We start from the raw sequence: 3,220 nt of genomic DNA on the forward strand, positions 1-3,220 counted from the left end.
TCCAGGTTGCCCCGCTGGGAAACCTTGTTGTGGAAATTGCCCTACAAATGGCTTCGGTCCACCACAACCACAATCTCTTCTATTATAGAATTGTGATGGCATCATTTGTGGATTCATTTGACCAGGAAATCCTGGTGCAGGAACTCCAAATGGAATGTTACCCATTGCCGGATTTACACCTTGTGGTGCTGCTTGCATTGGCATACCCGGACCGAACGGCATAGGTACTGGGCCAGCCCCTGGGAAACCACCGCTAAAGCCGGAACCAGGCATAACTGGTGTAACTGGTACACAAGGACCCATTGGAAACGGTGCTACTTGCATTGGTGCCATTTGTGGCATCTCTGGTAGTTCTTCAAACTCATCTTCTATACCCGCTACCATTTGCGGCATTTGAGGCATTTGTGCCTGCATGATATTAAAATTATTAATATCAATTTCATATGGATGTTGCTGTGGAATTGGAACTGGTGCCATTGGTACAGGTGGCGCCACATGTTCTTTCACTTGTTCTTTTACCCCTTCAGTTCTTNNTGGGAATCCACCCATTGGATTAAATGGTCCTTGTGGCAGGAAACCTCCTTGAAATCCTGGTACAAAATTAAATCCATACCCAGGCATTACCGGTGTCATCGGCACACAATTATTAAACATTGGTACCTGCTGGAACGGCATTTGTGGCATCCCTGCTTCAAATTCCTCCTCTGGTCCAAACTCTTCTTCCTCTGGAGCCATCATCCCAGGTAAAATATTCTGTGGTGGTGTTGGAATTTGTGGCATTCCCATCTGATTCTGCATCAGATTATAATTATTGATATCAATTTCCAGTGGCTGATATTGCGGCATCTGTGGCATAACAGGTTGTGGCGGTGGAGCTGGTGGTATTTGTGCCATTATTAACATTTGCGGCGGTACTACCGGCATTTGTGGCATCTGAGGAATAAATGGTCCCTCTTTTACCTCTTGCACCTCTTCTTCTACTATAAATGGAAGTGGCTGAATTTGTTGCTCCTTTTTAGGTGGTGGGATGATTTGGGCTTCTTTTTTAGCTCCACCAATTTGTGCTTCTTTTTTTACATGAACAGTTCCGGTTGGTACTTTAATTTTCATACCAGGCATAATCATATCCGGATTACTTAACTGAGTATTGACAGCTTTAAGTTCCCCAAAGTCAACACCATATTTTTTTGCAATTTCCCATAAGGTGTCGCCTTTTTGAACGATATGGATCTTCACGTGATTTTCCCCTCCTATACATAAGTCAATACATACTATGACAAAATAGGCAAATTGCCACTATTTCTCATCACAACTTATGCTCAGGCTTCACAAATTATGTGCAGCAATGATACTTGCCGTGCTATAAAAAAATAAGACTCAACCCTAGGTCAAGTCTTAAATTCGATAATATGGATAGCTTCCTAACACGGTAACACCACTTCCCAATGCCTCTAATTCAGCAATTGCACTTGGGATAAGAATTTCATCCATTTTTTGTTCAATATCAATTAAAAAGAAATAATTACCAAGACCTGTTTTCATAGGTCTTGATTCGATTTTTGATAAATTTAATTTTCGCCATGCAAAAACAGATAATACTTGATGCAATGCCCCTGCTTGGTCTGAAGGCAATGTAACCATTAATGTTGTTTTATTTCCTGTATTGTCTTTCGTGATATCTAACTCTAGCATCTCTTTATGAAGGACAACAAATCGAGTATGATTGTTGTCAAAATCATGAATATCATGTCTAACAATCGTTAATCCGTATTCCTCGGCCGCAAATGAATTTGCAATTGCGGCTAGCTTTTGATCGGGATGCTCACTTACCAATTTAGCTGCCGCACCTGTTGAACTAGTTTCAATCGGCTGTATTTGCGGAAAACTATTATATAAAAATTTATGACATTGGGCAATTGCATGGGGATGTGAATAAATCCCTTCAACTTTTTCCCAATCGTTTGTATTACCTGAGTGCACCATTAAATGTTGTTTAATCGGAATAATCACTTCACCGACAATTTTCAATTGCTTTTCATGTATTAAATAGTCAATTGTTAAATTGACAGTTCCTTCAATTGTATTTTCAATTGGAACAACGGCTACATCAACTTCCCCATTTTCCACTGCATCAATACATGCAGGGATTGTACGATAGGGTTTGTTTTCCTTACCAGGAAAAATGTTCGCAACGGCTTGTGCTGTAAATGTTGCGTTTGGTCCTAAAAAACCTACCTTTGTAATATTCATCTGCGTCTCCCCCTATGCTCCTGTTCCAAGGATTTCAACTTTATCTACGAATTCGAGTTTTCGAAGTTTAGTAAGGAGGTCAGTTACTTCACCATGCATACCTGATGTATTTAATGAAAGTGTTACATTCGCTTTTCCCCTAAGCGGAATTGTTTGGTGGATTGTCAACACATTACAACCTGTGTCTGCTACAGTTCTTAGTAATTGTGAAAGTGTACCAGATCGGTCTTCCAGATGAAAAAACAATGAAATAATCTTTTCTTTAACGGTTGTGTGAAAAGGAAAGACAGTGTCTTTGTATTTATAATAAGCACTCCTGCTCAAGTCTACTTTTTGCGTAGCTTCTGCAATTGATTGTGCTTCTCCACTGTCTAATAGTTCCTTTGCATCTAAGGTTTTTCGAACCGCTTCTGGAAGTACATCCTCACGAACAAGATAGAATTTGCCATCCATGTAAGTTTCCCCCCTACTTACCTTTTCGTTATTCTATAAATTCAAATTCATATTCGAGTAATTTTACGATATCCCCGTGTTTCGCACACTTTTCACGAAGCGCGTCATCAATTCCCATTCCCCTTAGTTGACGGGCAAATCGTTTGACAGATTCATCCCTTGTAAAGTCAGTCATTTTAAAGAGCTTTTCAACTCGTTCCCCAGAAATCACAAATGAACCATCACTTTCACGTGAAATCACAAAATCCACTTCTTCTTTTTCGTGGCGGTACATCACGCGGTGAGTGCTTGTATCTTCCTCCACCTCAAGTGGAAATTCTGGAGTTGTTTCAAGTAAGTCGGCAATCGTAAATAGCAAGTCACGAAGACCTTGTCTCGTAATTGCCGAAATTGGAAAGATTTTCACATCATCCTGAAGCTTCTCTTTAAATACTTTTAAATTTTCTTCCGCCTCAGGTATGTCCATTTTATTTGCAACAATAATTTGTGGACGTTCAGTTAAACGAAGATTATACTC

The 3,220-nt window shown here is 40.0% G+C and carries 3 protein-coding genes and 1 pseudogene; all 4 read right to left on the reverse strand.

The genetic code is table 11. The features are described 5' to 3' along the window. Positions 1-1,064: 1,064 nt before the first annotated feature. A pseudogene (safA, locus tag V7147_RS25350) lies at positions 1,065-1,236 on the reverse strand (SafA/ExsA family spore coat assembly protein); the annotation flags it as partial. 159 nt (positions 1,237-1,395) lie between these two features. Beyond that, complete coding sequence (gene pheA / locus V7147_RS24800; protein WP_335370463.1) at positions 1,396-2,250, reverse strand: prephenate dehydratase; 855 nt, start codon at positions 2,248-2,250, stop codon at positions 1,396-1,398. 12 nt (positions 2,251-2,262) lie between these two features. Then, positions 2,263-2,703: an ACT domain-containing protein gene (locus V7147_RS24805; protein WP_335370464.1), complete on the reverse strand. Its 441-nt coding sequence runs from the start codon at positions 2,701-2,703 to the stop codon at positions 2,263-2,265. Between the two features lie 28 nt (positions 2,704-2,731). Further along, positions 2,732-3,220: Obg family GTPase CgtA (cgtA, locus tag V7147_RS24810; RefSeq protein ID WP_335370465.1), on the reverse strand; the 489-nt coding region annotated here is incomplete at its 5' end.

The sequence above is a fragment of the Bacillus sp. JJ1521 genome (assembly GCF_036965165.1).
In the GTDB taxonomy this organism is placed as follows: Bacteria; Bacillota; Bacilli; order Bacillales; family Bacillaceae_L; genus Ferdinandcohnia.

What these genes read in the sequence shown, in the direction of transcription:
- pheA (WP_335370463.1), bottom strand. Translation starts at nt 2,250, where the DNA reads ATGAATATTACAAAGGTAGGTTTTTTAGGACCAAACGCAACATTTACA.
- V7147_RS24805 (WP_335370464.1), bottom strand. Translation starts at nt 2,703, where the DNA reads ATGGATGGCAAATTCTATCTTGTTCGTGAGGATGTACTTCCAGAAGCG.